This window comes from Pseudomonas sp. 05N434, assembly GCF_056396965.1.
In genome coordinates this window covers 1-353 of record NZ_JBFTMK010001213.1, presented here as the reverse complement: position 1 = coordinate 353, position 353 = coordinate 1, and the positions used below count along the sequence as shown (strand labels likewise).

Sequence of the window (353 nt, the reverse complement as noted above, 5' to 3'; positions counted from 1 at the left end):
GGTTTGAACGCACTGCGATCGATTCGCCGCTAGCGTCACCTCATCCCCGTAGTTCTGACCTTTTAGGACGTTAAAATGAAGCGCACCGCGATAATGACCCTGGCCATTGCAAGTACTCTCCTGCTGGGAGGTTGCTTTCCTTACTGGGAAGAGGGAGACAGGTACGATCGGGATCACCGTGAATACCGTCGCGACCATGACCGTGGCTATTATTACCGTGATGATCGTGGGTATGACCGGGATTATGATCGTCGTGATGATCGCCGTCGGCACCGCGACCATGACGACCGAGACGATTGACCTGTCTGCGCCCAGCTCCAGAGCGGCCATCACCGCTCTGATCTCCTGAGGAA

General features: G+C 55.8%; 1 protein-coding gene. It reads left to right on the top strand.

Annotated features, from left to right (window positions below; translation table 11 throughout):
• Positions 1-75 precede the first annotated feature (75 nt).
• Positions 76-300, top strand: coding sequence for a hypothetical protein (locus AC1DLB_RS32485; protein ID WP_081626573.1), 225 nt, complete (start codon positions 76-78; stop codon positions 298-300).
• Positions 301-353 lie beyond the last annotated feature (53 nt).

What these genes read in the sequence shown, in the direction of transcription:
- AC1DLB_RS32485 (WP_081626573.1), top strand. Translation starts at nt 76, where the DNA reads ATGAAGCGCACCGCGATAATGACCCTGGCCATTGCAAGTACTCTCCTG.